At 44.2% G+C, this 26,814-nt stretch carries 26 protein-coding genes and 1 tRNA gene; 16 read left to right on the top strand and 11 right to left on the bottom strand.

Features of this window, described 5'->3' with window-relative positions:
* The first annotated feature begins 6 nt into the window (after positions 1-6).
* From ACT6NU_RS10190 to ACT6NU_RS10215, 6 genes are all read left to right on the top strand, one after another.
* Positions 7-1,686 (top strand): BT_3928 family protein, encoded by a 1,680-nt coding sequence (locus ACT6NU_RS10190; RefSeq protein ID WP_445381566.1) that lies wholly within the window; start codon positions 7-9, stop codon positions 1,684-1,686.
* Positions 1,683-2,435 carry a triose-phosphate isomerase gene (tpiA, locus tag ACT6NU_RS10195; RefSeq protein ID WP_445381567.1) on the top strand — a complete coding sequence of 251 codons (753 nt, stop codon included), beginning with the start codon at positions 1,683-1,685 and terminating at the stop codon, positions 2,433-2,435. The genes ACT6NU_RS10190 and tpiA overlap by 4 nt, the downstream gene beginning before the upstream one ends.
* Positions 2,436-2,440: 5 nt before the next feature.
* Positions 2,441-3,280, top strand: coding sequence for a 50S ribosomal protein L11 methyltransferase (gene prmA, locus ACT6NU_RS10200; RefSeq protein WP_445381568.1), 840 nt, complete (start codon positions 2,441-2,443; stop codon positions 3,278-3,280).
* 114 nt (positions 3,281-3,394) lie between these two features.
* Positions 3,395-3,670: an ATP-dependent Clp protease adaptor ClpS gene (locus tag ACT6NU_RS10205; protein ID WP_445381569.1), complete on the top strand. Its 276-nt coding sequence runs from the start codon at positions 3,395-3,397 to the stop codon at positions 3,668-3,670.
* Positions 3,671-4,140: 470 nt separating this feature from the next.
* Positions 4,141-5,682: a sugar porter family MFS transporter gene (locus ACT6NU_RS10210; RefSeq protein WP_445381570.1), complete on the top strand. Its 1,542-nt coding sequence runs from the start codon at positions 4,141-4,143 to the stop codon at positions 5,680-5,682.
* Between the two features lie 5 nt (positions 5,683-5,687).
* Positions 5,688-9,134, top strand: a complete 3,447-nt coding sequence (locus ACT6NU_RS10215; RefSeq protein WP_445381571.1) for a hypothetical protein — start codon at positions 5,688-5,690, stop codon at positions 9,132-9,134.
* A 52-nt stretch (positions 9,135-9,186) separates the two neighbouring features.
* Here the strand turns inward: ACT6NU_RS10215 and ACT6NU_RS10220 are convergent, their stop codons facing one another.
* Positions 9,187-9,735: a hypothetical protein gene (locus ACT6NU_RS10220; RefSeq protein WP_445381572.1), complete on the bottom strand. Its 549-nt coding sequence runs from the start codon at positions 9,733-9,735 to the stop codon at positions 9,187-9,189.
* A 111-nt stretch (positions 9,736-9,846) separates the two neighbouring features.
* On the opposite strand from ACT6NU_RS10220, the gene ACT6NU_RS10225 reads away from it, so the two are divergent.
* The 5 genes from ACT6NU_RS10225 (at position 9,847) to ACT6NU_RS10245 (ending at position 13,936) form a co-directional block, all read left to right on the top strand.
* The gene (locus ACT6NU_RS10225) at positions 9,847-10,365 is read left to right on the top strand and encodes a 5' nucleotidase, NT5C type (protein WP_445381573.1); all 519 of its coding nucleotides are present in this window, start codon (positions 9,847-9,849) and stop codon (positions 10,363-10,365) included.
* A gap of 138 nt (positions 10,366-10,503) precedes the next feature.
* Positions 10,504-11,835, top strand: a complete 1,332-nt coding sequence (locus ACT6NU_RS10230) for a YfcC family protein (RefSeq protein ID WP_445381574.1) — start codon at positions 10,504-10,506, stop codon at positions 11,833-11,835.
* A gap of 119 nt (positions 11,836-11,954) precedes the next feature.
* Positions 11,955-12,488, top strand: a complete 534-nt coding sequence (locus ACT6NU_RS10235; RefSeq protein WP_445381575.1) for an RNA polymerase sigma factor — start codon at positions 11,955-11,957, stop codon at positions 12,486-12,488.
* Positions 12,485-13,150, top strand: a complete 666-nt coding sequence (locus tag ACT6NU_RS10240; protein WP_445381576.1) for a hypothetical protein — start codon at positions 12,485-12,487, stop codon at positions 13,148-13,150. Before ACT6NU_RS10235 ends, ACT6NU_RS10240 begins: the two co-directional genes overlap by 4 nt.
* 24 nt (positions 13,151-13,174) lie before the next feature.
* Positions 13,175-13,936 carry a hypothetical protein gene (locus ACT6NU_RS10245; protein ID WP_445381577.1) on the top strand — a complete coding sequence of 254 codons (762 nt, stop codon included), beginning with the start codon at positions 13,175-13,177 and terminating at the stop codon, positions 13,934-13,936.
* Positions 13,937-13,960: 24 nt separating this feature from the next.
* Here the strand turns inward: ACT6NU_RS10245 and ACT6NU_RS10250 are convergent, their stop codons facing one another.
* From ACT6NU_RS10250 to ACT6NU_RS10260, 3 genes are all read right to left on the bottom strand, one after another.
* Complete coding sequence (locus ACT6NU_RS10250; RefSeq protein ID WP_445381578.1) at positions 13,961-14,713, bottom strand: DUF6090 family protein; 753 nt, start codon at positions 14,711-14,713, stop codon at positions 13,961-13,963.
* A gap of 66 nt (positions 14,714-14,779) precedes the next feature.
* Positions 14,780-16,006, bottom strand: a complete 1,227-nt coding sequence (locus tag ACT6NU_RS10255) for an aminotransferase class V-fold PLP-dependent enzyme (protein ID WP_445381579.1) — start codon at positions 16,004-16,006, stop codon at positions 14,780-14,782.
* Between the two features lie 100 nt (positions 16,007-16,106).
* A complete protein-coding gene (locus tag ACT6NU_RS10260) occupies positions 16,107-16,241 on the bottom strand; it encodes a hypothetical protein (protein WP_445381580.1) in 135 nt (44 codons plus the stop codon).
* A 69-nt stretch (positions 16,242-16,310) separates the two neighbouring features.
* Between ACT6NU_RS10260 and ACT6NU_RS10265 the strand changes: the two genes are divergently transcribed.
* Positions 16,311-17,186 (top strand): sugar phosphate isomerase/epimerase family protein, encoded by an 876-nt coding sequence (locus tag ACT6NU_RS10265; RefSeq protein ID WP_445381581.1) that lies wholly within the window; start codon positions 16,311-16,313, stop codon positions 17,184-17,186.
* Between the two features lie 229 nt (positions 17,187-17,415).
* On the opposite strand, the gene ACT6NU_RS10270 is transcribed toward ACT6NU_RS10265, so the two are convergent.
* Positions 17,416-17,856 carry a hypothetical protein gene (locus ACT6NU_RS10270; protein WP_445381582.1) on the bottom strand — a complete coding sequence of 147 codons (441 nt, stop codon included), beginning with the start codon at positions 17,854-17,856 and terminating at the stop codon, positions 17,416-17,418.
* Between the two features lie 364 nt (positions 17,857-18,220).
* Here ACT6NU_RS10270 and ACT6NU_RS10275 point away from each other — a divergent pair, with 364 nt between their 5' ends.
* The 3 genes from ACT6NU_RS10275 (at position 18,221) to ACT6NU_RS10285 (ending at position 21,480) form a co-directional block, all read left to right on the top strand.
* On the top strand, positions 18,221-18,544 hold the full coding sequence (locus tag ACT6NU_RS10275) for an AraC family transcriptional regulator ligand-binding domain-containing protein (protein WP_445381583.1): 324 nt from the start codon (positions 18,221-18,223) through the stop codon (positions 18,542-18,544).
* A gap of 264 nt (positions 18,545-18,808) precedes the next feature.
* Positions 18,809-19,888: a DUF2971 domain-containing protein gene (locus ACT6NU_RS10280; protein ID WP_445381584.1), complete on the top strand. Its 1,080-nt coding sequence runs from the start codon at positions 18,809-18,811 to the stop codon at positions 19,886-19,888.
* Between the two features lie 47 nt (positions 19,889-19,935).
* Positions 19,936-21,480 carry a zinc-ribbon domain-containing protein gene (locus tag ACT6NU_RS10285; protein WP_445381585.1) on the top strand — a complete coding sequence of 515 codons (1,545 nt, stop codon included), beginning with the start codon at positions 19,936-19,938 and terminating at the stop codon, positions 21,478-21,480.
* 493 nt (positions 21,481-21,973) lie between these two features.
* On the opposite strand, the gene ACT6NU_RS10290 is transcribed toward ACT6NU_RS10285, so the two are convergent.
* From ACT6NU_RS10290 to ACT6NU_RS10300, 3 genes are all read right to left on the bottom strand, one after another.
* On the bottom strand, positions 21,974-22,477 hold the full coding sequence (locus ACT6NU_RS10290; protein WP_445381586.1) for a hypothetical protein: 504 nt from the start codon (positions 22,475-22,477) through the stop codon (positions 21,974-21,976).
* Entirely contained in the window at positions 22,474-22,827 is a 354-nt protein-coding gene (locus ACT6NU_RS10295; RefSeq protein WP_445381587.1) for a hypothetical protein, read from the bottom strand. Before ACT6NU_RS10295 ends, ACT6NU_RS10290 begins: the two co-directional genes overlap by 4 nt.
* A 457-nt stretch (positions 22,828-23,284) precedes the next feature.
* A tRNA-Arg gene (locus ACT6NU_RS10300) sits at positions 23,285-23,358 on the bottom strand.
* Between the two features lie 78 nt (positions 23,359-23,436).
* Between ACT6NU_RS10300 and ACT6NU_RS10305 the strand changes: the two genes are divergently transcribed.
* A complete protein-coding gene (locus tag ACT6NU_RS10305) occupies positions 23,437-23,949 on the top strand; it encodes an adenine phosphoribosyltransferase (protein ID WP_445381588.1) in 513 nt (170 codons plus the stop codon).
* Here the strand turns inward: ACT6NU_RS10305 and ACT6NU_RS10310 are convergent.
* The 3 genes from ACT6NU_RS10310 to ACT6NU_RS10320 all read right to left on the bottom strand — a co-directional run bounded on the left by ACT6NU_RS10310 (position 23,946) and on the right by ACT6NU_RS10320 (position 26,769).
* Positions 23,946-24,098, bottom strand: a complete 153-nt coding sequence (locus tag ACT6NU_RS10310; RefSeq protein WP_445381589.1) for an SsrA-binding protein — start codon at positions 24,096-24,098, stop codon at positions 23,946-23,948. The two genes, ACT6NU_RS10305 and ACT6NU_RS10310, sit on opposite strands and share 4 nt — an antisense overlap.
* Before the next feature lie 517 nt (positions 24,099-24,615).
* Positions 24,616-26,406: a M56 family metallopeptidase gene (locus tag ACT6NU_RS10315; protein ID WP_445381590.1), complete on the bottom strand. Its 1,791-nt coding sequence runs from the start codon at positions 26,404-26,406 to the stop codon at positions 24,616-24,618.
* Positions 26,407-26,769: a BlaI/MecI/CopY family transcriptional regulator gene (locus ACT6NU_RS10320; RefSeq protein WP_445381591.1), complete on the bottom strand. Its 363-nt coding sequence runs from the start codon at positions 26,767-26,769 to the stop codon at positions 26,407-26,409. It abuts the gene before it with no gap.
* Positions 26,770-26,814: the final 45 nt, after the last annotated feature.

Raw genomic sequence — 26,814 nt, forward strand, 5'->3', positions numbered from 1 at the left:
TTGCCCATGAAAATCCTCACCTGGTTCCTTCGCCTGTTTGTAGGTATGCTGTTTATCATCAGCGGGCTGATCAAGCTCAACGACCCGGTCGGTTTTTCGTTTAAGCTGGAGGAATATTTCAGTGCGGCCGTACTGAATATCCCTTTCCTGGAACCCTATGCCCTGGCCATTGCTTTGTTTGTGGTAATCCTGGAAGTAGTGCTGGGGGTTGCCCTGCTGGTTGGATTCCGCAAAAACCTCACCCTGTGGACACTGCTTGCAATGATTGTGTTCTTCACCTTCCTGACTTTTTATTCGGCCTATTTCAATAAGGTAACAGATTGCGGCTGTTTCGGCGACGCTGTTAAACTGACCCCCTGGGAATCCTTTACAAAGGATGTGGTATTACTGGTGGCGATTCTTCTTTTATTCTGGGGCAGAAAGTATCTGACCCCACTTGGCAGCCCGAAGGTCAGACTGGGAATTACGCTCTTATCCGTCGCAGCCTGTATCCTATTTGCAAACCAGGTGCTCAACCATTTACCATCGGTGGATTTCAGACCCTATCATATTGGTGCCAGTATCCCCCGCGGAATGGAAATCCCGGAAGATGCCCCCAAACCTGTTTTTGAGTATGACTGGCGCTTCCGCATAAATGGGGAAGATCAGGTTATTACTACCAATGGGGCCTATCCGGAAGTAGAAGGGGAATTTGTAGGCCTGGACGGGACCCGGGAAATACAGCCCGGTTACGAGCCCCCTATCCATGATTTCACTATTGAAAAAGAGGGGACAGACCTGGCCTCAGGGATTCTGAAGCGAAAAAACCTGCTGATGGTAATCGCCTATGACCTGAACAAAAGCGAACCAAAGGTATTTGATGAACTCAAAACCTTAACTGACGCGGCCATCAAAAAGGGATATTCGGTAATCGGCATGTCTGCCTCTTCGCCGGAACAAACGCAAGCTTTAAATCAGCAATACGGCTTGTCCTTTCCCTGGTATTTTACGGACCAGACCACCCTGAAGACTATTGTGCGGTCCAACCCGGGAGTACTGCTTCTGCAGCAAGGTACCATTGTGCAAAAGTTGCACTATAACGACCTGGATCAGCTGGAACTAAAAGAACTTCCGGCAGAAGAGCGGTACCTGCAACCCTTGAAGAAAAGCTTAGACAGCATCCTGGAGCTGGACCAGTTGTACCGCGGAAACCCCAGCCCGGAAAATATGGGCAAACAAAATCAGATTGACCAGCAAAACATTATCTATATCGATTCCATCATCGCTCACTACGGATACCCGGGTACCAGCCTGGTGGGTCCGAATACGGACCAGGCGGCCTGGTACGTAACTCAGCATTCAGACCGTATTGAGCAATACCTGCCTCAAATAAAAATAGCAGCTGAAACAGGGGAACTCCCTTTCCGCCTGTATGCCATGATGCTGGACCGTTCCCTGATGAATCAGGGGCGGCCCCAGCAATACGGCACCCAGGCCATGACCTATTTCTGGAATAGCCCGGAACAGGTAAACCTGATCTGGCCCATCCAGGATCCGACTGAGGTAAACGCGCGCAGGAGAGCTGCGGGATTTTCCCAGACAGTTGAGGAATATGCCCTGCAAATACTGGATGGGGAAGCTTACCGTGTTTATAGCATGGAAGAAGTCAAAGAAATTCAAGAACGCCAAAAACAAGCCACACAATGAGAACAAAAATTGTTGCCGGAAACTGGAAAATGAACAAAACGGCCCGGGAGACCGAAATCCTGCTGAATGAATTATCCGCCAAATTGCCGGACACGGATGCCGAGGTAATGGTGGCCCCCACCTTTGTCAACCTCACGGATGCTGTACGCCAACTGGAAAGTTCGGCTATTCAGGTTGTAGCCCAGAATATGCATTTTGCGGACAATGGGGCCTATACTGGGGAAATAGCCGCGGATATGTTGCTGGATATTGAGGTAGATACTGTTATCCTGGGGCATTCCGAACGACGGGCTTACTTCCATGAAACGGATGAATTGCTTGCTAAAAAAGTAAAACAGGCTATTGAGAAAAATATGCGGGTCATCTTTTGTTTCGGGGAGGAGCTCAATGACCGAAAGGCAGGCAAGCATTTCGATGTAGTGGCCAAACAATTAAAGAATGGCCTGTTTGACCTTCCCGAGTCTGCCTGGGCGCAAATTGTCCTGGCTTACGAACCGGTATGGGCTATTGGAACGGGGGAGACGGCCAGCCCGGAACAGGCACAGGAAATGCACGCTTATATCCGTAAAATTGTTTCAGATGCCTATACAAACAGTATTGCGCAAAAGGTATCCATCCTTTACGGGGGCAGCGTAAAGCCTGGAAATGCGGCCGAAATCTTTTCAAAACCGGATGTAGACGGAGGTCTTATCGGAGGAGCCTCCCTGGTAGGGGATGACTTTATGGCTATTGTTAAAGCCATAGGCTGAGCGGTATGTATATCCGATGTTCCCTGACCCTTAACCCGCCTCAGCCGGCTGCCGAGATTTTTATTGCCGCCTTGTCAGAACTGGGTTTTGAAAGTTTCGAAGAAACAGATGATGGCCTGAAGGCCTATATTCAGGAAGAACACTGGGATGAACAGGCTTTTGCGGCCATAGCTTATCACAACCACCCGGACTGGTCTGTGGAATATCAGATAGACCGGGTACCCCTGGAGAACTGGAATGCAGTATGGGAATCCGAATACCAGCCCATTACCATTGGAGATCAATGTGTGGTACGGGCTGATTTCCACCCAAAGCCCGACCAAGCCGTAACTTATGACCTGGTAATTACCCCAAAAATGAGCTTCGGGACCGGGCATCATCAAACCACCTACCTGATGCTTTCAGCCCTGCTGCAAATGGAAAGCCTTGAAGGAAAAGCCGTTCTGGACATGGGGGCCGGAACCGGTGTTTTGGGTATTCTGGCTGCCAAAAAAGGGGCTTCTCCCGTATTTGCGGTAGATATTGAACCCTGGTGCGTGGAAAACTGCATCGAAAATGCCCTAGCCAATGAAGTAAAGCTAACGGAAGTACTACAGGGGGGAGCAGAAAAAATCCAGGGTCTTACCTTTGATATAATTTTGGCGAATATCAATAAAAATATTCTGCTGGCCGATCTGCCCAGCTACGCGAAAGCACTTAATCCCGGCGGGCTGCTCCTGCTGAGCGGCTTCTACGGGGAGGACATACCGGACCTGGAGCAGACCGCATATAACTGTGGGCTGCTCAAGCAGGGCACATCATTTAAAGAGCAGTGGGCCCTTGCTGGTTTTTCAAAGGATATTTGAGAATCTTTTTGTATAAGCAATCTGTAATGGCATGAATATCTTTGGGTTATAACTTTTTATAAACACTCTTCACGAGAATAAAATTTTATTATATTCGTAGCAAACCCCCTGTATATGAGTACCAAAGAGCGTTTACTGGAGTCCCTGCAAGTTGAGGAACTGGAAAAGCACCTCAATGAAATAGTCCTCTTTAACGATGAGGTTAACACCTTTGACCACGTGATTCAGACGCTGATCGAGGTATGTGACCACAGTCCTGAACAGGCCGAACAGTGTTCCCTTATTGTGCATCACAATGGGAAATGCACCGTTAAAACAGGAGAGTACGATGACCTGAAACCGCGCTGTTCCCGATTGTTGCAGGCAGGACTGAGTGCTGAGATCGTTTAGAGCGAACCTGTAAATTCGGATTTACCGGAATCTATAATAGACCCCCTTGCCCCAACGTGCCTCAACCTCCAAGTCTCTTACTTTATTTTGCTCACAGTTTCTATTTTGTTGAATAGTTGAGAATGGTAGGTGTAATTTATTTCCACCGCCTTTGTTTTTACTCCTATCAAATTATTGAACAAAAATTAGTGCAACCAACTATTCTTGATTATTGTCTTTTATAAAGAATGCATTCAGCAGTAAGCCTCGCTACCTCCTTAAGGATCAGGTTTGTTTGAATTTTAGGCACCTCAGTATGCCATTGCCCCATATTTCCGGAGTGTCTCATTGCCCTCAAATTATATCTGAATATCATCAGCAATTTGCTAAAAGGTGAAGGTTTTTTTAATAAAATGCGTATTTTTCGACGTTTGGGATGGAAACCCTTTCCGGCTCAAATGGTGGACAGATCAACCATTAAAAAACCAACCATGCAAACCGAGACTGCAGTTAATAAGATGAATAAAACCTATACCGTATTAATTAGCCTGATAGTGGCTTTAGGCGGTTTTCTGCTGGGCTTTGACAGTGCCGTGATCTCAGGAGCGGTCCGCGGGATTACCGTTTATTTTGAAATGACCGAGTGGATGCTCGGGTTTTCGGTAGGATGTGTCGTATTTGGTGCAATGGCCGGAAACCTGCTGGCCGGCCCGGTTAGCGACCGTTTTGGAAGAAAAAGCGTACTCATTGTTGTTGCGGCCCTTTTTACGATCTCGGCAACCTGGTCTGCCCTGGCAACAGGTTACACAGAATTCATCATTGCCCGTATTATCGGAGGGATTGGGATTGGAGGTGCCATTCTGATTGCCCCGGTCTATATCGCTGAAATTGCGCCCCCGAAATTAAGGGGAAGTCTGGTCTCCTTTAACCAGTTGAACATTGTGATCGGGATATCGGTGGCTTATTTTTCCAACTACTTCCTGGTCAACCTGGGAGAGGATAGCTGGAGGTGGATGCTGGGGGTGGAAGCTATCCCGGCCCTTATTTATTTCCTTACCCTTTTTATTGTTCCTAAAAGTCCGCGCTGGCTGATACAGAAACGCAACAAAGCGGCCAGGGCCCGGCAGATAATGGAAAAAATAGGAGGGGAGCACTACGCCCAGGCCACAATAGATGAGATTCAGCGAGGAGTCGATAAAAAAGAGACCAAGGGAAAACTCTCCGACATCCTTAACAGTAAATACACCACCATCATGATCATTGCGCTGGGAATTGCATTTTTCCAGCAGATAACCGGCATCAATGCTATTTTTTACTATGCGCCAACCATCTTCGAACAGGCAGGGGGCAGTACAGATTCGTCTTTCCTGCAGGCCATTGTAGTAGGCCTTACCAACCTGGTATTTACCCTGGTGGCCATCTGGCTGATCGACCGTCTGGGGAGGAAGCCCCTGTTGTTATTGGGAACCTCCTGTATGACAATTGCACTGTTAATGGCTACCCTTGCCTTTAATAATGCCACCTATGATTTTAATGAGCAGACCCTTGCCAAAATGGGTAATGAAGAGCTGAGGGAGCAACTCACGGATCTTAAAGGAAAGTCCTTTGACGGACAGGCCGTGCTTTTTGAAGCCGTCAGCAGCCGGGTAAGCGAAGCGCAATTCCTCGATTTCAAGCGAAATGAAATCACCAATTTTATACAAATCAATGCAACCCTGGTATTGATTGCCATACTGTTGTATGTGGCTTCGTTTGCCATCTCGCTGGGGCCGGTGATGTGGACCCTGATTTCAGAGATATTCCCCAGTAAAATCAAGGGGATTGCCATTTCGGTTGTCGGGTTTTTCAATTCATTGGTGAGCTTTTCGGTTACCCAGGTCTTCCCCTGGGAGCTGTCCAACCTGGGTCCCACCATGACCTTCTTTATCTATGCTATTTTATCGCTATGCGCCGTGCTTTTTGTCCAGAAATTTGTAATTGAGACCAAAGGCAGGACCCTGGAAGAAGTAGAAGAATTATTAGTAAGAAAATAATACCTATGAGTCAGTCAATATACGTATCAAAAACAGAGTATCAGCCTAATTCCTCCCCGGTTCAGGGAGAACTTGTCGAAATGGACGGGGAAACCTTTTACAAGATCAGCAATAGTGATCGGATGCGGCCCTTTTTTATGAGTGTGGTTAGTGACTCCAACCATTGGATGTTTATCTCCAGCAATGGTGGCCTAACCGCAGGGCGAAAAAACAGTGACTTCGCCTTATTCCCGTATTATACGGACGATAAAATAACCGAATCTGCAGATATTACGGGTAGTAAAACCCTTGTCCGGCTGAGCCGGGACCAGAAGGTTTTCCTGTGGGAGCCTTTTTCAGGACGGTACAAGGGCATGTACGAGATACAGCGGAATCTCTATAAAAATGCTTTTTGTAATAAGATCATCTTCGAGGAAGTCAACAAAGACCTGCAACTGACCTTCAGGTATGAATGGAACAGCAGTAACCTTTACGGTTTCGTCAAGAAGGCCTCCATTGAAAACCATGGAAAAGGAAAGGCAGCCGTCGAGTTGCTGGACGGCCTGCAGAATATTATCCCCTACGGTGTAAATCCGGAAGTGCAGAACTCAAGGAGTAACCTGGTGGATGCCTATAAGAAAAGTGAGCTGGAGGCAAAGCAGGGCCTGGGGATTTATGCCCTGAGCGCTATCATTGTGGATAAGGCAGAGCCGGCAGAAGCCCTCAAGGCCAATATTGTCTGGTCTCTGGGAGTTAAGAAGCCCCTGTATTTAATATCCTCCATGCAGCTTGATGCATTCCGTACGGGCCAAAACCTGGAGCAGGAAAGCGATATCCGTGGGGAAAAAGGTGCCTATTTCATTCATACCCGGATGGAATTGGAAGCAGGAGGAATAGAGCGGTGGATGCTGGTAGCCAACGTAAACCAGGGGCCTACAGATATTGCCCGAATGCTGGAGTCCCTTTCAAATCCTTCTGAACTAAAAAAAGAACTGCTTGCAGATATCGACAAAGGTACCGAGCGCCTGGTGCATTTAACTGCCTCGGCAGACGGATTACAGCTTACAGCAGACCGCATCCGGACCATGCGTCACTATTCCAATGTGATGTACAATATTATGCGCGGCGGGATTATCGACTCCAACTACCAACTGGAAAAGCGGGATTTCCTGCCCTATTTGAAACAGGCCAATAAGGCCGTATATGAGCGGCAGGCCAGCAAGCTGCAGGCGCTTCCCGAGATATTTGATTTGTTTGCCCTCAGAAAGCTGGCCTCCGGCAGTTCCGATGCTGATTTTATGCGACTGGCCTACGAATACCTCCCCTTAAAATTTAGCCGAAGACACGGAGACCCCAGCCGTCCCTGGAATCGCTTTTCGATTAACACCCAATCTGAAATTGACGGTTCAAAAATCCTGGATTACGAAGGGAACTGGCGTGATATATTCCAGAACTGGGAAGCTCTGGCCCACTCGTATCCCGAGTTTATTGACAGTATGATCCATAAGTTCCTGAACGCTTCCACCTTTGACGGATATAACCCCTACAGAGTAACCAAATCCGGGATTGACTGGGAGGTGATTGAACCGGATGACCCCTGGTCTTACATTGGCTACTGGGGAGACCATCAGATAATTTACCTGCTAAAGTTCCTGGAGTTTATTGAAGACTACTACCCGGGCCGCTTAATGGACTACTGGGGCGCAGAAATCTTTGTCTATGCCAATGTTCCTTATAAAATTAAAACCTACCAGGAGGTACTCGAGAATCCTAAGGATACCATTGATTTTGATCACGAACTGGAAGACGCTATTGTTAAACGAAAGGATGGTCTGGGTGCAGACGGGGCCGTGATCTGGTCAAAAGATCAGCGCCCCCATCATGTTAACCTGCTTGAAAAATTACTGGCATCCCTGTTGGCCAAAGTATCCAATTTTATCCCGGAAGGCGGGATCTGGCTCAATACCCAACGCCCCGAGTGGAATGACGCCAACAACGCCCTGGTAGGCAACGGTGTTTCCATGGTGACGCTTTATTACATGCGCAGGTTCCTGAGTTATTTCAGGGAGATGCTGGAGAACTATAAACCGGAATCAGTTCATATTTCCAGCGAGTTAAATGACTTTTTTAGCAGTATGTCGGACACCCTGGAATCCCATAAGGGGGTTTTAAAGGGAAAAGTATCCGATAAACAGCGCAAAGCCATTGTAGATGCTCTTGGCAAGGCTGCAAGTACTTATCGCTGGGATATCTATAAGAATGGTTATTCCGGAGCAAAAGCGGCCGTATCTTCGGAAAGCCTACTGCACTTTACCAATACTACCCTGGAATATCTGGACCATACTATAGTGGCCAATGAACGTGCAGATAAGTTATATCATTCGTATAACCTGATGTCTGTTAAGGGAGATGGTATTGGTATTTCTTACCTGAATGAAATGCTGGAAGGACAGGTTGCTGTGCTCAGTTCGGGGTACCTGCAGCCAGCGGCCGCCCTGCAAGTCATGGATGCCTTGCGTAAAAGTGCACTGTACCGGAAAGACCAGTACAGCTATATCCTCTACCCGGATAAAAACCTTCCCCGCTTTGTGGATAAAAACACGGTGCCCGCAAAAGAGGTTAAAGCTTCTGACTTGCTCAAACAATTAGTTGCAGACGGCAACCGGCAGCTTATCGAGCAGGATGTGGACGGGGATTACCACTTTAATGGAAATTTCATCAATGCAGGCTCCCTGAAGGAGGCCTTGAAAGGCTTGCCTGAGAAATACCAGGACCTCGTTAAATCCGATAAGGAAAAAGTTCTGGATATTTTTGAAGCTGTCTTTGACCATAAATCATTTACGGGGCGTTCGGGCACCTTCTTTGGATATGAAGGTCTCGGGTCTATATACTGGCATATGGTTTCAAAACTGCTGCTGGCTGTTGAGGAATGCTGCCTGCAGGCACTGGACAGTGGGGCTGATGCTTCAATTACCAACAGACTCATTGAACACTACGAGCATATCAACAAAGGGATAGGATTTCATAAACCGCCTGCACTCTACGGGGCCTTTCCCACCGATCCTTATTCGCATACCCCTGCCCACAGGGGAGCGCAGCAGCCAGGAATGACCGGACAGGTCAAGGAGGATATCCTGGCCCGAAAGGATGAACTGGGTCTGAGGATTCAGGGAGGATGCCTGCATTTTGGCAAGGGAATTTTCCAGGAAGCCGAATACCTGAAAACCACTTCTGTATTCAACTATGTGGATTGCGATGGAAAGAAACAACAATTGGATGTTCCGGCGGGGAGCCTGGCCTTCACCTATTGTCAGGTCCCGATTGTCTATTCACAGGCAAATAAAGGAAGTGTGGAGCTTCACCTTAATGACGGCTCCGTTAAGCGGTTTGAGGGGCTCAAGCTGGACGCATCCCATAGTGACGAAATTTTCAGGAGGACCGGGAAAGTAGAGCAAATAAGGGTATATCTTTAATCAACAAGACAAGTAACCCCTTTAGCGCTACACTAAGTGCGGCTGAAGGGGATTACTGTTTGGTATACACTTCGGCCTGCAAACCGGGTAGTGATTCCCCAATGGTATTGGTAAGGGTCAGGTTCTCTGCGTCAATTGCCAGTTCAGTAAGCGAAACGCCGTCTGACAGCCTCAGGATATTATCCTGCAGGTCCCATACCCCGGAATTGCTTCGGGGCGGGGCATCACAAAAAAACTTGAACAGACCTCCCGTTATAGTCGTAATTATTACATCGTTCCCATTAAAATCCCAGGTGTTGTTTTCATTAATTACCAGGGTGGCTGAGATGCAATTGAGTTCTTCAAGGATGTTATTGGTAGTTGTTCCATCCTCGTCAATATCCTGAGCCGGACTTATCTGCAGGGTGCTCAGGTTCCAGGTGCCGGTTACCAGCGCCAGATTCGGGTTGGTTGAAGGTCCGTCATCGTTTTTGGAACAGGAAAGGGCCAAAAGGCATAATAAGCCAATAACAAAAAGCCGCATCGCTTTAAAATTATAGATTACAACAAGATACTCATTCCATTTCAGGGCAACAAATTGTTTGTATTTCGGGATGAACATTGCCTGGCTTCAGATGATTACTCCAGATATTTGCCTTCTTTAAAGGTACCAGGAGTATCATTGATTTTGACTTACAACAATTTTTTTAAGTACTTCGTAAAAAATTGTTATATGACCATCTTCGTGGACATGGATGAGGTAATCGCCGATACCTACGGCGAGCACATCCGCAGATACAACCGGAAATTCGGAGCGAGCCTGACGCGCGAACAATGCATGGGAGGGGAAGTCTGGCAGCAGGTCCCCGAACATCGGGATCAGCTCTGGCAACACTATTACGAACCCGGATTTTTCAGGAATCTGGACCCCATTCCTTACAGCCGGGAGGTTTTACAGGCTTTAAGCGGGAAATATGAGGTTTATGTAGCCTCGGCTGCCATGCAGTTTCCCAATTCCCTGATCGAAAAGCATCAGTGGCTGGATGAACATTTTCCCTTTATTAACTGGCGCAACCGCATCCTTTGCGGGGACAAACATATTTTAAGGGGGGATGTCCTTATTGATGACAGGAGCCACAACCTGGAGTCTTTTCAGGGGCGCAGTATCCTTTTCACCTCTCCTCATAATATACACACTACCGGGTTTGAAAGGGCCGAAGACTGGCAGCAGGTAGGAGAGCTTCTCTTGTGACCTTCAGCTAAAGTGAGTTATCAGGGGTCTTCTTGTCGGTATTGACTGGTACAGAATTAGACCTGCCAAGCCAGAGGTATAGCCATTTTTGGTATATATTTAGCTTGGGGACCAGAATCCTTACCAACCCGACCACCCATGAAGAAATTTCCGAATGCCTTTATTATTATGCTGGGAGCTATTTTCCTGGCCTGGATGCTCACCTTTATCATCCCGCAGGGGTCCTTCGAGCGGGTTACGGATCCGGCAACGGGTATCAGCCGGGTCGTTAACGATACCTACCATCAAATAGAGGGAGATCCTGTATCGGTAATGGATTTCCTGCTCAGTATCCCCAATGGCTTAATAGGGCGTGCCGATTTAATCGTACTTATACTCCTGATTGGGGGCTGCTTTTATGTGATCGAGAAAACAGGGGCCCTGGCACAGGGGTTGGGGAAAATCGTTTCCCTGGTATCAGGCAGAGAAGGTATTGCTCTGATAGCGGTAACGGCCATGTTTACAACTGCTGGGGCTACAATAGGCATGCAGGAAGAAGTAATAGGAATGATGCCGGTCCTTATTTTATTCAGCCGGGCCCTGGGCTACAATACCTTCGTTGCGATTGGGGTTAGTTACGGGGCTACGGTTCTGGGCAGCGCTTTCAGCCCCATGAACCCTTTTGCCGTACTGATCGCCCAGAAAGAAGCAGAGCTTCCTTTGCTTTCCGGGAGTGGCTTCCGACTTGTGGTACTGGTTATTGCCTTTATTGTTTATTCGGCCTATCTGCTGCGCTATGCACGTAAAAACCGGGTCGAGAAAATTGCCCTGGATACGGACCACCATAAAATGGACTCCGGGAGTTTCCTTATCCTTAGCCTGTTGGTGGCGACTTTTGGCCTGGTGACCTTCGGCCTGCTGCAGTGGGACTGGAGCTTTAATGAACTTTCTGCCTGTTTCTTCCTACTGGGCCTTGTGGCGGGCCTGCTGGGGAAAATGGGAATCAACAAAACCGGTGAAACCTATATTGAAGGCTTTCGGGAAATGATCTTTGCCGGGGTCATTATTGGATTGGCTTACAGCATTACGCTCTTACTCAAGGAAGGGATGGTGATTGACAGTATTATTCAGGGGCTGTTTGGTCCTCTTGGAAATTTGCCCAGCGGCCTGACCGGAGTGAGCATGCTGCTGGCCCATGCCGTACTGCACCTGCCGGTACCCAGTTATTCCGGCCAGGCCATTATGACCATGCCCATTTTGGTTCCCTTGTCAGACCTGGTAGGCCTCTCCCGTCAGGTTTGCGTGCTTGCTTACCAGTACGGGGCCGTACTGATGGATATGGTGGTACCAACCAACGGGGCCCTGATGGCGGTTATAGCCCTGGGGGGTGTAAGTTATGATAAATGGCTTGCTTTTGTCTGGAAGCCAATTCTGATCCTTTTTGGCATTGGGATTGTTGCCATTCTTGTGGGGGCTTATACAGGATTTTGATCTCTTTTATTAAGATTTATCTGCTTTAAAAATATTGGTGCTGATACTTATTTTCAAATAAATAGGCAGCATAGCAACTTTTTTGAAATGAATTCCAATTTGGCGAGTATATATCATATATGAAACCTGTTACCGATGAAATAATCATGCAACAGCTGGTAAACGAGGGAATAAAACATCTCGAACCGCTGTACAATCGTTATCAGGGGCGGTTGATGGGATATTTTACAGGCGTTACAGGAGATTATCATGCAAGTAATGACCTGCTGATGCAAACCTTTGAGAGGCTATATTCATACCGCAGGAGTTTTAAAGAGGGAAGTGCTTTTCGCCCCTGGTTGTACCAGATTGCCAATAACTGCCTCCGGGATTATTTCAGGAAAAAAAAGAAATCCGCATTTGAATCTAAAGAAGGAGAAGGAACAGTAGAATTTAAATACCCAGGGGCTCGGGAAGAACGTGAAACCCTCTTAAGACGAGCTATGGATCGATTGCCAATCGCCCAGAAACGCGTAATCCATATGTATTACCTGCTGGAAATGACCTATGCAGAAATCTCCAAAGAGGAAAACATTTCCGTAAACAACGCCAGGATTTTGGTCTGCAGGGGCCTTCGAAAACTAAACAAACTTCTAAAAACATCAGGGATATGAAAGAGGAAGATGAAATAAATGAAATAATGGCCTTTTTAGAAAAGGACTCAGAACCCAAGACCCCTGAATTGAAAAGGGAGGCTGTGCAAATACGGGATTTGCTGGAGGAACTCAATACTTTGAGTTATCCTGCTACTTCTGAAAAGCAAAAGAACCGATTTTATAAATTTCTTGAAAAAACGGAAATACAGAACCGCAAGCCGTTGTGGAACAAGCGCAAGTACATAGCTGCAATAGCAATGGCGGCCTCCCTATTACTGGCTGTATTTCTATGGTTCGGAAAAGATGAAAAATTAAAGGAAACCTATGCTTCCCTTGAAAACAATGCAGATCGACTGGCTTTTATCTACAGTCTGAACAGTCGGGAACTAAAGCCTTCTGAAGTACACTGGCTTGAAGGATTATTGCAAGGCGAAAGACAGCCAAATATAAAAATCACGCTGATTGACTTGCTGGATCAGAACCGACATAAGCTCAGCCGGCAATTCGCGGCAGAATTACGGCAGTCCCGGATTCCCACAGTACAAATGGCACTATTGCATGTACTGGAACAAATTGAGGAGCCGTTCTCCCGGGAAGCAATACGCGATTTTTCGAGCCGGCAGGACCTGGATGTTTCAGTGGCCGAACGCGCTTCTGAAGTCTATCAAAAGCTTAAATAAATCATTAATCAAAATTCAATCATCATGAAAAATGCAGGTGTATTACTCCTAATGTTGGCTTCCTTTCTGGGATATGGCCAAACGAATCTTTCAGAATACCAAAATGTTAAGTCGGTTTTTGTTGTTTCCCAATGGGGTGAATTATCCGTAACCGCAACAAAAAAAGGTGATAACCGACCTTTTCAACTCAGCGCTGCCTACACAGATACTTCACACAATAAACAACGGCTATCCAGAGATCTGGCGCCCTTTATATCCATAACGGAAGAAGCGGAAGTTCTCTATATTAAGGCGCGTGAACCAAAGGGCTTCGAATCTGTGGACATGGAGCTGAGGCTACCCGAAGAACTATTTGTGAACCTTCAATTGATAAGGGGCGGCAACATCTATGTCCATGGATTAAAAGGTGGCCTGGAGGTCAATATTCTGAATGGTTCAGTCAGATTGGAAGCCCTTGGGAACTATGCCCTGGTAAATGCTGCTAATGGCTCCATTGATGCTTCTTTTGCCAGTCTGGACCCCCGTAAGCCTGTTTCCCTGGTTACCATGAACGGGGAGGTTAGTGTGTCACTCCCGGAGGATGCATCTCGTGAAGTACGCCTTATTTCCCGGAAAAATGGATTTATTCGCTCAGATTTTCAGCTGCAGGGAGCGGCCGATATCAAAGAGCTGAACATTTCAGAGTATGCTAATTACCCCATAAGCTACCGTACCAGTATCAATGGCGGAGGGTCTTTGCTTTTCCTTTCAACTGAAAACGGGCCCTTGCGGATACGAAAAAATTAAGGCCTCCGGTGGATCAAGAGCCAGTTATTCCATCCTGTTCAGATAGGATTCAATTGCGGCAAACAAGGTGTTTACTTCCAATTTAATATCCTCCAGATAGATATTATGCGAAAAAAGGTTTTGCTGCATCCCGAAAAGGTCCCCGAACAGCTCGCGATCTTTTTTCATACTGATTTCCGCAGCAGATTCAAAGTCCGAGGCTTTTCCGTAATATTTTTGAATGATTTCAGCATTCATCAATTTTGGGGTGATATTGTCAACGAATATCCGGGTCAGTTGCTTTACCCGCTCCTGGGTCCCATCGTCAAATCCCCGGTCCCTGTAATAGCTGGAAAGCAAAATGCGCAGTGAGTCATCCCTTATAATATCGATACTTTGGGCACCTAACATATTTTCAAAGGCAATCCTGTTGGACTCAAAGACCTGGTATTGTGCCAGTAAGGGCATACTGGATTCAAAGGTGAGCGCAAAAGCCACTTCGGTGCTATCGGAAAAAAACATCTTCAGAGTGGTGTCCAGCACCGAGTCCTTTAAGGCATTGAAGGAAAGAACGTTTTTTAAAGTTTCCCGGTCTGCCTGAAGGTTGCCCTTAATTTCCCTAAGGTACACCAACTCTTTGTTATGAAGTTCCCGTTGCGTATTCCAGGTATCTACCTGCAGGGCCAACAGTATCCCGATCATGACGAGCACTATTTCCCCTATGGCGTAAAGTACATATTTACGAAACGCGGCTGACCGGAGCAGATGGGTCCTGATTTTTTTAAAATATATCAGCATTCAGGTGAAAATAGTAAAAAAGATGAAATCATAAAGTTCAAAGGAAGGATCAAAAGTGCTTATGGGCTATAAGGATATTTGAAGTCCTTCCAGCAACTGATCAATCTCCTCGCGGCTGGTGTAATGCAAAAAGGAGATGCGGATGACCCCTGGTTCTCTGGGGATGTCCATATCCATTAGCGGACGTGCTGCATAAAAATCCCCCATCCCCAGCATCAGTTTATGGTCAATGAGCGCTTTGTAAACCTGCTCGACAGTCTTCTTTAAGGGCAGGAAGGACACTATAGGGGCCCGGGTCCCAAGCCTGTAACTGCCCAACAGACGTACACCTTCCCGGGCGTTAAAGAATTCCAGTACGGGTTTAAGCAGACTGCTCTCGTGCTCTTGAAATAAAGCATTTAGCGCCTTGTTCTTTGCGGGCCCTGTAGCTTCTTTCTTAAAGTGGTGGGTGTAAACCGCATCAAAATAATCCAGAATACCGGAAACGGAAGCAACCTGGGCATGGTCCGGCCCGGCCGGGGTAAACATGCTGCGGGTAATCCCCTCCTTAAAGAAGTGGGACTGGTTCTGCATTTTACCCATCAGGGATTTTTTGATATACATCAGCCCCAGGTGTGGCCCGAAGGTTTTGTATAGCGAAAAAAGGTAAACATCTGCCTTCAACTCCTTAAGGTCCGGAAAGCCGTGGGGAGCGTATCCAACACCATCTATTACCGTAACTATTTCCTTTTCACGGGCGGTCTTACAAATTTCCTTAACCGGGTTCACTTCCCCGATGATATTAGAACAATGCGGGAAGGCGAGTAGTCGCGTCCTGGAGGTAATCAGTTGCTGCAGTTGTTCGGGATGCAGCAGGCCCGTTTCTGAATCTACATGCCATTCCACTACTTTGATACCCCTTTCGGCCAATCTGCGCCAGGCTCCTGCATTGGCTTCATGGTCCTGGCAGGAAACCACTATTTCATCCCCGTCTTTCCACATGGGTCTCATGGCATTGGCCAGCACATATACATTCTGGGTTGTGGAAGGCCCGAAATGGATTTCAGAAGGATCGGCATTCAGGTATTCTGCCATCCGCTGATAGGAGGTATCCATCTGAGCCCCGGCCTTCTGGGAGGCAGGATAAGGATAATAGGGCTGCACCTTGTTGAGGGTGTAAAAATCAGTGAGTTTTTGGATAACCTGTTTGCAGGGGTAGGAACCCCCGGCATTTTCAAAAAAGGCCCATCCACCCAGGGAAGGCTCTGAAAAGGCTGGAAACTGGGAGCGGATAAAATCCAGGTCGGCTTTCATTGGTCCTATTTTATCAGTTTGATTGATCGGTATAAAAACGGTCTTTGGGACAGCAGTGCTGCTACCTTACAAGATACTCATTTCCTGTAGATGTATGCACTCACCGGCGGCTTACCGAAACGAGTTCAATGGGTGCTTCCCGTCCTTTTAATTGCACCCTGCCAACAGAATTATACTTATACGTTTCCGATGGGGCCAGGTTTCTTTTAGCTTTGAGGGATAAACTTCTAATCATGAACATCGGATAAATCGCAACAAATAAGTACCTTTCTCTGGCAATAAATCAAATAAAAATCAGGCTATTATGCTAAAAATAGGATTAAAATGTAAAAAGTATGCACTCGCAGCCCTGCTCATCGGTTTTACCTGCGTTTTTGCGATAGGACAGCAGCGCCTGGGCGGGCTGGCACTCTATACGGTTCGCAATGAAATGGCAAAAGATGCGGTGGGAACTTTAAAGGCTGTGGCTGAGGTAGGATACAAGAATATAGAATCCGCAGGGTATGAAGATGGTAGGTTTTACGGAATGTCACCGGAGGATTTTAAGTCCTTGTTGGCAGAATTGAACCTGAACCCCCTTAGCGCCCATCAGGGTAGTGTTACCCTGGAGAATGCAGACCAGATGATGGCTGATGTTAAAGCAGCAGGCTTTGAATACTTTGTAGTGCCCATCCCGCCCATGGGAATGTTTACCTATGATGCTGAAACGAATGAGATGGGGATGACCGGGGGAGCCGAAAAGCTGGCGGGGATCCTGAATACCCTTGGAAAAAAAGCGTCTACGGTTGGCCTGAAATTGCTTTATCACAATCATGATTTTGAATTTGAAAAAGATGAAAACGGGGTGGTCGTAATCGATTATTTACTTCAGAATTGCGATCCGAAATTTGTAAACTTCCAGATGGACCTCTTCTGGGTTACCAGGGCCGGGGCAGACCCGCTCGATTATTTTGCGCGCTACCCGGGCCGCTTTAAAGCCTGGCATGTTAAGGACATGGATAAAGAGGGGCGGTTCGCCCCGGTAGGGAAGGGGACCATCGACTTTGGCAGGATCCTGGAAGCCAAAGAAAAGTCCGGGATGGAATACTATATGGTGGAGCAGGACCGGACTTTTACCATGGAGCCCCTGCAAGCCATTAAGGTGAGCCGTAAGGCCATTGAGGAGATTGGGTTTCAGTAAGTAAAGGTTTAGTCTTTTTTGGGATGCCGATTGTAGTTTGCAGGATGGAAGGTTAATTTGAATGTGGGGTGGGGGAGTAGGCCCCCCCCAACAAAAACAAACATTTTAAAACATGCGGGCCTGGTACATGTACATTATTTAGGTTTATAGCGATTTCCAAATAATCCGAACCGACTTCCAGAAATGTCCCGTTAATTAGTTTTCCGAACTATGGGATTGTATTAGCCTGTTACCTGGTATTGATAACGGTTAAATCACCGAAGGCTTTCCCCAACTCTTTTATGTCCTGGTTAAACTCTTCTTTGAAAGCATCCAATTTTTGACTTCCATCGCTGCTGTAGTCTGATAGTTTCTTCTTCAACTGGGCATTCCTTTCTTCTATTTTGGCCAGTTCCTGCCGGAATTCATCTCTGTTATCCATGGCTTCTTCAGCTATCTCGAGCTTTATTTCGGCGATCCGTTTTTCATTTGCTGTAATGATTGCTGCAGATTCTTTCTGAAAAACCGCAATGGCATCCGCAAGGTCCTGTTTGGCAGCCACAACCTCTTTTTCGGCTTCCTGTACCTTCTCTGCAGAGGTATCTATAGGCTTTGTTTCTTCCTTGCATCCTATAAAGAGCAGGCCGAATACCATAAATATGGCAGTATGGGTTAAAATTTTAATTTTCATATTATAATTTTTGAATTATACGGCAAAGGTCTGACAGAAATACCCTTATAGGCTTACACATAGGGCACAAATAGTTACATAATTCACATATTTATTCAGTCTCGCTTAAGAAGCAAAAGAGGGTAAAAGGTGCTTTAAAGCTGAAAATGCAAAAATGGCACCGCCCCGGACCAGCAGTTAGGCCCAGATAGCCATTGGGATTTCTTTTCCTGATTTGTTCCCTGTTAAATAGATAAGTTGGAAAGGAAGGGGCAATCTGCTTTTAGGTTTTTTAGTAACTTGAAGGTCATTATAATGAATCAATAAGGAACTCTCATAGCACCTCCCTGATTTGAAGTACATTTCGATAAACCTTTACCGAAAAATGGTAAACTGTGCCCTGGCTGAAGGGATCAGTGCCAAGGCATTGAAGCGCTTGCCTACTCCCCATGACGCACTCGATGGTATTCAGGCGGTCCCGGCCGACCATTTTTTCGAGCTCCATGAAATATTGGATAAAGAACTGGGTCCCGGTTTTTCGATTCGGGTCGGGCAGCAAATGAAGATTGAGGATTACGGGGTTTTGGGCCTGTCCTGGCGCACCTGTTCCTGGGCCGGGGAAATCTTCGAACGCAGCGAACGCTATTTCAAATTGCTTTCGGACACCTATGTCTTCAAGGTAGAAAAAAAGGAACGCCAAATAGATTAACAAAAGAGTTAAGAACGATTCTCAAAGAGATATTGTATCAGGAGTTGCAGACAATAGGAACTCAACTTGATAATTTATCTACTAAAGATAGGCTCGATGTAATCATTAAATTAATGCCATACGTTTTTCCAAGGATTAACAGTGCATTACATACAATAAATGAACCAATAGACTGGGATATAGCAAATTGAATACTTAATATTTAGGTTTAAGTTCATAAGATATCCAGATAAAAATTCTTAAATTTTTGCTGATAACGATTATATGAAGAGTAAAAGTTTACAAATTGCTGAGGCTATTCTAAAACATAATTATCAATTACTAAATGAAAATTTTTTAGATAACAAAGAAGTGACTTTGTCAACATTTGGAGAACTGTTGTTCCACTATACTAACTTGAATACTTTTAGTGAGATCCTCAATTCTGATAATTTATGGCTATTTGATTCTCGCTACTGTAATGATGAACAAGAATATGAAGATGGATTGGAAAAAGTCAAATACTATCTTTTTGATCCTCTTAATAATCCACCGAAGTTTTATAAAAATGAAATTAGGGATGATTATTATGAAAGATCAGAATATGAAACAGAAGTTCTTAATGACATTTATTCAAAGTTGATTAAGGAATATGAGGTTTTAAACAAGAATTGGTTTGCATACATCACTTCCTTTAGTAAACCCAGATTCCCTGAAATAATTGATCCTGGTGACACCTTATGGCCTCATGATAATTTATCAATGTGGAGAGGCTATGCAAAAGATGGGCAAGGCGTTTGTATAGGTTTTGAATATACTGGACTTAGTAGTTTAATAGAGGGTATTCCGGGTTTATATTTAGTTGATGTGATTTATAAGGAAAATCAAAAAGAGTTTTTCTTGAAATCGTTTTTTAGAGTAATCTATGATCTTATTTTAAACTTTCGTGGTGAACTTAGTGGAGGAACGGAAGGCAATCTGAATTTTGAGTTAGAGGAAAAATTTGGAACTATTTCGATAAACGAAATTTTTGAGGCCGGAGCCCTTGTTTGCCTATTTATCCCATCAATCTTTAAACATGAAGGATTTATTGATGAAAGAGAGGCAAGACTCGTTTATATCCCTTCCTTAAGTCAAGAATTTGACAAAAGAGTCCAATATCTACGAGAAAGACCCTATGTTGAATTAAGAGATTTGCTTGAAATTAAACAAAGATTTATGCTGCCAATAACACAATTAACAATAGGTCCTAGTATAAGCCCTACTGACAAAATAAATTTTCTTAAATCGAGATTATATTCCAAATGTACAGAGAGAAGCATCGCAATATTAAAATCAAAAATCCCCTACCGATCTTCAATTTAAATAAGACTAAACTACTACATGCTTTGAGAATCATAATTAGTTAACTAGTGAAAAATACCTTAGGGGAGTTTCATCCTGATTTAAGTAAAGAATGGCATCCTACGAAAAATGGAGATTTATCACCTTTTGATGTTTCCTATGGATCTGCACAGAAAGTTTGGTGGAAATGTCCAAAAGGAGAAGACCATGAATGGGAGTCAACAGTTAACAACAGGACTAGAGGGAAAGGTCAAGGTTGCCCAGTATGTACTGGACAAAAAGTTGTTCTTTCAAACTGCCTGGCAACTGTTAATCCAGAATTATCTAAAGAATGGTGTCATTCTCGCAATGGAAAGTTAACTCCATACGATGTCACTCCTTATAGTGGTAAAAAAGTATGGTGGAAATGCCCTAAGGGAGATGACCATATTTGGTTGTCATCTATAAGCAACAGGTCCAAAGGACAGGGTTGTGGGGTGTGTAGAGGATTGGTTGTAGTTGATTCTACATGTCTGAAAACCTTAAATCCTGAAATTGCCGTTCATTGGCATCCTTACAAGAATGGAAAATTAACACCAAGAGATGTAACCCCCCTTTCAAATAAGAAAGTTTGGTGGAAATGTCCAAAGGGAGATGACCATGAATGGAGAACGTCAGTTGCTAAAAGAACCAACGGAAGAAATTGTCCAATCTGTTCAGGAAGAAAGACATCAGTTTCTAATGCACTTTCAACACTGTATCCAGAAATAGCAAAGGAGTGGCACCCAACTAAAAATGGTGACTTATCTCCAAATGATGTAGTGGCCAATAGTCATAAAAAAGTTTGGTGGAAATGTCCAGAGGGAGATGACCATGAATGGAAAGCACAGGTTTCAAGTAGAACACGTGGGCAGGGATGTTCGGTATGCAGGGGATTAACTGTAGTTAATTCTAATAGCCTTGCAACTCTGAATGAACGAGTAGCCCAAGAATGGCACCCTACAAAAAATGGGAAACTTACACCTAAAGACGTTCCGTTAAAATCTGGTAAAAGGGTGTGGTGGCAATGCAAAAGAAATCCAACTCACGAATGGAAAACTTCTATAGATAGTAGGACCTATAAAGGAACAGATTGTCCGTACTGTACACTTACACCGCAATCACGTCAAGAGTTAACGATCAGTTTTGAATTACAACAATTTTTTCAAATTAACCCAAAAGGATTCAAGACGAGGATAAATGGGACTTTACATTCGGTAGATATTTTTATTAGCCAATTGAATTTAGCAATCGAGTTCGATGGTAGTTATTGGCATAAGGGGAATAGGGAATTTGATCAAATAAAAAGTGAGCAAATCTTATCGGCAGGATTTGATTTGCTGAGAATAAGAGAAGAACCTCTAAAGCCAATAAATGAATTTGATATTGTTTCTATGAAACCTTTTAATCCTAAAATGGTAACAGATAACATTTTGAAATTTATTCTCGATAGATACGAATTATCGGTTAATCAATTGAACGATATTATAGGATACGTAAAGAAGAATAAAGTGCAAAATGAAAAAGCACTAGAAAAATATGTGGATCAAATACTTAAGGAGAAGGAGAAAAGAAGGGATATGAAAGATACATAAAGGTCCGACTTTCCCTAAAGATGGCAACTTGCAAATATTTATTCATTTCGATTAGTTTGTCGATTTAATAAATAACTAATGAGTTGATTATTTGATCTAATAACCACAAAACTAACCATTTAAACTTTGTAATATCTCCGAATTCTTACAAATATTTCTTGATTGACCCGTGGTTAACTCGGGTGTATTATTGTTTCTATGAATCTCTGAATGAAAAGTATTTTCGGGTTTCGGGGAATACCGAACCTGAACCTGCACTTCGTTGACGATAAAGCCTTTATTAACCTTTGCGACCTTAACAAATTCTTTGGTGCTATTAGAACAGAGAAAGGAAATGCAGTCGATATCCGATCTATTTGCACTTCTATCTACGGAACAACCTTTGGAATCTTTGAATGCAGAGGAGGACACTCTATTTTGTTTAAAATTCCAATTGTTTCGGATAATTCCACGATAAACAAATTCGTGGTCTTGGATTTCTGTGGGTAAGTTATCACTCTGAAAAAAAGTTTTCAATCTCTTGATCGATTTGATTGAAAGCAATTTCTTTTTCAATCTCAACATCATTTCGTTCAATGAGAACTTGAACTTGATTTTCAAAAATTTCAATTTCTAAGTAATTTTCATTGTGATCATATTCTAATTGGATTGAGCCTCTGCCAGTTGGAAATATTTCTGGCTGAAATTTTAATTCTTGAACGAGTGATTTAACTCGCCCAATTAATGGCGCAGAGAACTTTTCACCATGATGGCCATTCCAATTTTCAGGAAATCCCAAAAATTCATCTAAGGTATCAACGTTTCTTTTGATAGCATAGAAAAGGGAGGGTAGAGAATTATCCAATTCAGTAGAATTTGATAATAACCAAAGAAATTCTTTTTCTGAATCAGTTTCGGTTTTATCACTCACGAATTTTTCTACTCCAGTGTCAGCGACTGTCATTATTGCCAATGGAGTCAATACAGGAACTGTGGTTGAAGCCTTTAGTAATTTCATTTTTCTTCTGAGATCGTTTTTTGTACTGCTTCCAAGGTGTCAATATGTTTTCCAAGGAAAACATGTATAGCCTTTGCTGAATTGTAATTCATGATTATTCCAGTTTTAATAAATCGGACAAAACTAGAATTGAGATCCTCTGGTTCTGCTTTTTCGAGCACTTCACCTGCTAATCCGCCCTGCTCATTAACATTGTAGGTCTGTGAATTTGGAAGAGCATTTCTTTCAAAAAAGAAATTTATTGATATTTCACCTTTGGGAGTAATCCCTCCATGTGCTCCATTTACATACGTCGGATTATAATCATCAGAAAAGATGTACTTACACTTTAGTTCTTTTTGATCAGGCATTAGTTAAGTTGGATTTTATTCAAATATAGGACTTTTAAAGCCTAATATTCCAAATTTTAAACTAAAAGAAATTACTTAAAATCACTATACCAAAACAAGATTCTTGTAGTAAAACAGAATGAAGAGCCCACATTTGATAAAGAAGGTAAGGTACGTTTTACTCGTTTGGATTTGCAAGTATAATGATTGAAGAAATTGAATCTCAATTACTAATATTGGTCACAATTTAGGGCACATAAAAAAAATAACCCCTTGTTAATCAATAGGTTAATTGTAATATAGTGACCACGCCAGGATTAGTTCCTGATCCTTGCCTAAGACCCTTCTGCAAATAGGGAAACCCAGCAGCCCTACCGGGCTGCGGTTCTTTTTTCGTCCCCGCCTTACAAAAGCTTGCTTTTGACGCCGTGTCCAAAAAAATAACCCCGCTCCATAGAGCGGGGTTTCCTGCTTGATGTGACCACGCCAGGATTCAAACCTGGAACCTTCTGAGCCGTAATCAGATGCGCTATTCAGTTGCGCCACGTGGCCGTTGTGTAAATCCCTTAAAAAGGGATGCAAATATATTTCTTTTTACATTTAGGGCAAAATAACTCCTTGTCTAAATCCATGAATTTTAAAAACTATATTCGAGAAGTGCCTGATTTCCCTTCTAAGGGTATCGTTTTCAAAGATATAACTCCATTACTGGAAGACCCTGTTGCCTTCCGAAAGGCCGGGGAGGCCCTGTTTCATTTTACGGATGGTTTGCATATAGACAAGGTGGTAGGCATTGAAAGCCGGGGGTTCTTTTTTGCACCCTTGCTGGCGGCCCATTTGGAAGCCGGTTTTATCCCGGCCCGCAAGCCTGGTAAGTTACCCAGACAGGTCCTCAAACAGGAATACGAACTGGAATACGGGACGGATACCCTGGAAATCCATGCCGAGAGCATCAGCCCCGGAGATAAGGTTTTGGTGCACGACGATGTTTTGGCCACTGGGGGGACGGCCCGGGCCATATGTGACCTGATACGTTCCCTGGGTGGGGAGGTGGTACAGTGTAACTTCCTGATTGAACTTACTTTCCTGAATGGTTCAGATAAATTGCCGGGAACCCCTTATCGCTCCCTGATTGAATACTAGTCAAGGGCGCGGGTGGTCACATAGTAGCGCCAGCCAATAAGTGCAAGTTCCAGCTTTGAGGCTTTTGCAAGGTCTTTTTTCCTTTTGGTCAGGGAAGGTAAAACCCATTTGTTGAGTTTTGCCAGGGCCTTAAATAGTGCTTTTTGCATGGTGTAAAGATACCATTTCCGGCAAAAGTCACTAAAAGTAGTTCAGCAAAATGGAACCAATATGTTCGCAGTCCTTCCCTATAGAAATACCACCAGGATAGTCAGTAAAAAGTAGAGGATGTATTTTGCCAAAGCGATCATTTCAATTGTAATTTAATGGTTGTAATCAGTGTTTTTTTAAAAATCGAAATCGAAAGATATCTGATGTAGTATATATCCGCCAAGAAAAATGGGATAAAATAATGAAACTGCCTGCGGGTATGTAAGTGTAAAAATTAATATGATTTAAATATGTAATACTTAACTCTACAATAAGCTTACATTAATTAAGCCATATCTGTATTTTAACTAAAAAACAGTAATATTTCTAGGGGCTTTTTCAGTCTGTTTTTGAATTCCTAGAGGGAAAAGAGGCTGTTTTAACCCATTTTAGGCCCTTTTCATTTTTTTAAACAAAAAACCAGGCCGCATAAGGCCTGGTTTCCCGGTTTGCAACAGCTTGTTTAAAGGCTGCCGGTTAGTTTCCTTTTTTGGTTGTTATTTCGATTACGCCCTCTTTGGCTTTATTACCGTATTTCTCTGTAGCCTTATCCCCTTTCCACACGTTGATGGTTTTAATTTCGGAGGGGTCCAGTTGGTTCATTTCTTTTCGGGAAGCTTTTTTGCCGTCAATGTAGATCAGTGCCTTAGAATCACTTATCATTCGCACCTGGCTTTTTCCCTTAAACTCACTGGCATCGTCCGAGCTTTTAATGACAAAGGTGTTGACCTGTTCGTCATCATCGTCCTTAGTAACCCGAATTTTAATTTTTTTGTAGTCCGCGTCCTCATCTTCCCCGAAATCCATCTCGGTATCCTCATCGGAAATAATCATAACGTTTTTACTCTTATCCAGTTTCCGGGTTTTTATTTTATGAATTTCGTGCTTCCCGTCTTTGTCGATTTTCTTTTGGATGACAAATACATTGCCATCGGCATCTTCGCTAATGTTTTCTTCATCAACTTCTTCTCCGTCAACCCAGATCATATCTTCCCCCTTATCTGATTTTATTTTGATGATTTCAGTGGTTTTGTTTCCGTCTTCATCTACCCAGACTGTAGTGTGATCGGTTTTGCCAAAGTGAATCTCCTTCGAAACATTGGCGGCATTCCCTATAAACAAGCTGCCGTTTGTATCGATACTTATCAGAATGGGCTCAATCGGTTCTTCCGAATCGGCATTATAGGATCCGCTAAAGGTGCTCCCGTTTTCGGCTTCGCCACTGATTTGTATGGAGATATCGATGATCTCCCTGGCGTCATTGCGCACCGTGTTATAGGAAAAATCAATCTTATCCTTGGCCAGGTCCGCTTTCATTTTCTGAAGCTCTTCTTCCGTAGTTTTCTTGTCTATGGTGACTTCTATTTTTTTGCTGTCTGAAACTTCGAAAAGGGCAGATGGGGTTTCGAGCACATAGACCTTCTCCGTATTAAAGGCCATCAGGAAAAGGGCCAGTACCGGTATGATCAACAGGTGTTTAAATGCGTGAATGGTTTTGCTTTGATTTTGATGTAACATGACTATTCGTTTTTTGATTAATGAACTGTAAAAGGTGTTAACCAGACTGGGGGTTAACTGATTGCCGGATACCTTTAATAGGGTATACTGGTATTGTTTGACGGAGGAAACCTTCCGGATAGCCTCCGCATCTGCCAAATACTCCAGGTTTTGTTGTATGCTTTTCTGATACAGCCAGCTTAAGGGGTTCAGCCAGAGGACTATGGTTAAGAGCCGCCCGAAAAGGATGTCCACGGAATGGTATTGCCCCGCATGTGCCCGTTCGTGCTCCAGTATCAGTTCCAGTTCCTTTTCCTCGTGTTGGTCCGGATTGTAAAAAATATAGCGGAAAAAGGAAAAAGGGGCTTTAGTATTCCGGGTAGCTATATAAACAAAGCCCTGTTGGCGTACCCCTTGCTGGGACCGTATGAGTTTGAAGATCTTCAGCAATTGCCAAAGCAGCATAATCCCGCAGCAAAACAGGCCAATGCCGTAAGCAGCCGTAAGCAAGCCTTCCCAGGCAAAACCAGTTCCTGCAAGGGCCTCTTGGGCACTAATTGGGGCCGCCCCTGCCTGATTGATCCCGGCCGGGATGATGATTTCTTTTTTTATGGTAATCAGCGGCAAGATAAGCGCAGTGCCCAGGCCGCTCAGCAGGAATACGCGGTTGAGCCTGAAAAGTGTTTCCCGTTTAAGTAAGAGGTGGTAAAAACCCAGAAAAAGGCCTAAAACCACAGATGCTTTTAATAAATACCAGCCCAGTGCTTCCATCTACGATTTTTTTTCGATTAGATTGATGATTTCCTTTAACTCCTGTACTGAGATCTTTTCCTCCTTTGCAAAGAAGGAGACGAGGTTTTTATAATTGTGGTCAAAATAATCCGCAACTGTCTCCCCAATATACTTCTGCCGGTACTGCTCTTTGCTAATCACAGGGAAATAACGGTGGGTATTGCCAAAGGCCTCATGCCCCACAAATCCCTTTTCTTCCAGGTTGCGTACCATGGTGGAAAGGGTATTGTAATGTGGTTTTGGCGTTCCCGGGAAAGCATCCAGGAGCTCCTTTACAAAGGCTTTTTCGAGTTTCCAGAGGAGTTGCATTACTTCCTCTTCCTTATTGGTGAGTTTTTGCATGTGTGATTTTACTTTGGAACAAACATAACTAAAAAAATAGTTCGT

It is taken from the genome of Robiginitalea rubriflava (genome assembly GCF_052540725.1).

What these genes read in the sequence shown, in the direction of transcription:
- ACT6NU_RS10190 (WP_445381566.1), top strand. Translation starts at nt 7, where the DNA reads ATGAAAATCCTCACCTGGTTCCTTCGCCTGTTTGTAGGTATGCTGTTT.
- tpiA (WP_445381567.1), top strand. Translation starts at nt 1,683, where the DNA reads ATGAGAACAAAAATTGTTGCCGGAAACTGGAAAATGAACAAAACGGCC.
- prmA (WP_445381568.1), top strand. Translation starts at nt 2,441, where the DNA reads ATGTATATCCGATGTTCCCTGACCCTTAACCCGCCTCAGCCGGCTGCC.
- ACT6NU_RS10205 (WP_445381569.1), top strand. Translation starts at nt 3,395, where the DNA reads ATGAGTACCAAAGAGCGTTTACTGGAGTCCCTGCAAGTTGAGGAACTG.
- ACT6NU_RS10210 (WP_445381570.1), top strand. Translation starts at nt 4,141, where the DNA reads ATGCAAACCGAGACTGCAGTTAATAAGATGAATAAAACCTATACCGTA.
- ACT6NU_RS10215 (WP_445381571.1), top strand. Translation starts at nt 5,688, where the DNA reads ATGAGTCAGTCAATATACGTATCAAAAACAGAGTATCAGCCTAATTCC.
- ACT6NU_RS10220 (WP_445381572.1), bottom strand. Translation starts at nt 9,735, where the DNA reads ATGTTCATCCCGAAATACAAACAATTTGTTGCCCTGAAATGGAATGAG.
- ACT6NU_RS10225 (WP_445381573.1), top strand. Translation starts at nt 9,847, where the DNA reads ATGACCATCTTCGTGGACATGGATGAGGTAATCGCCGATACCTACGGC.
- ACT6NU_RS10230 (WP_445381574.1), top strand. Translation starts at nt 10,504, where the DNA reads ATGAAGAAATTTCCGAATGCCTTTATTATTATGCTGGGAGCTATTTTC.
- ACT6NU_RS10235 (WP_445381575.1), top strand. Translation starts at nt 11,955, where the DNA reads ATGAAACCTGTTACCGATGAAATAATCATGCAACAGCTGGTAAACGAG.
- ACT6NU_RS10240 (WP_445381576.1), top strand. Translation starts at nt 12,485, where the DNA reads ATGAAAGAGGAAGATGAAATAAATGAAATAATGGCCTTTTTAGAAAAG.
- ACT6NU_RS10245 (WP_445381577.1), top strand. Translation starts at nt 13,175, where the DNA reads ATGAAAAATGCAGGTGTATTACTCCTAATGTTGGCTTCCTTTCTGGGA.
- ACT6NU_RS10250 (WP_445381578.1), bottom strand. Translation starts at nt 14,713, where the DNA reads ATGCTGATATATTTTAAAAAAATCAGGACCCATCTGCTCCGGTCAGCC.
- ACT6NU_RS10255 (WP_445381579.1), bottom strand. Translation starts at nt 16,006, where the DNA reads ATGAAAGCCGACCTGGATTTTATCCGCTCCCAGTTTCCAGCCTTTTCA.
- ACT6NU_RS10260 (WP_445381580.1), bottom strand. Translation starts at nt 16,241, where the DNA reads ATGATTAGAAGTTTATCCCTCAAAGCTAAAAGAAACCTGGCCCCATCG.
- ACT6NU_RS10265 (WP_445381581.1), top strand. Translation starts at nt 16,311, where the DNA reads ATGCTAAAAATAGGATTAAAATGTAAAAAGTATGCACTCGCAGCCCTG.
- ACT6NU_RS10270 (WP_445381582.1), bottom strand. Translation starts at nt 17,856, where the DNA reads ATGAAAATTAAAATTTTAACCCATACTGCCATATTTATGGTATTCGGC.
- ACT6NU_RS10275 (WP_445381583.1), top strand. Translation starts at nt 18,221, where the DNA reads ATGGTAAACTGTGCCCTGGCTGAAGGGATCAGTGCCAAGGCATTGAAG.
- ACT6NU_RS10280 (WP_445381584.1), top strand. Translation starts at nt 18,809, where the DNA reads ATGAAGAGTAAAAGTTTACAAATTGCTGAGGCTATTCTAAAACATAAT.
- ACT6NU_RS10290 (WP_445381586.1), bottom strand. Translation starts at nt 22,477, where the DNA reads ATGAAATTACTAAAGGCTTCAACCACAGTTCCTGTATTGACTCCATTG.
- ACT6NU_RS10295 (WP_445381587.1), bottom strand. Translation starts at nt 22,827, where the DNA reads ATGCCTGATCAAAAAGAACTAAAGTGTAAGTACATCTTTTCTGATGAT.
- ACT6NU_RS10305 (WP_445381588.1), top strand. Translation starts at nt 23,437, where the DNA reads ATGAATTTTAAAAACTATATTCGAGAAGTGCCTGATTTCCCTTCTAAG.
- ACT6NU_RS10310 (WP_445381589.1), bottom strand. Translation starts at nt 24,098, where the DNA reads ATGCAAAAAGCACTATTTAAGGCCCTGGCAAAACTCAACAAATGGGTT.
- ACT6NU_RS10315 (WP_445381590.1), bottom strand. Translation starts at nt 26,406, where the DNA reads ATGGAAGCACTGGGCTGGTATTTATTAAAAGCATCTGTGGTTTTAGGC.
- ACT6NU_RS10320 (WP_445381591.1), bottom strand. Translation starts at nt 26,769, where the DNA reads ATGCAAAAACTCACCAATAAGGAAGAGGAAGTAATGCAACTCCTCTGG.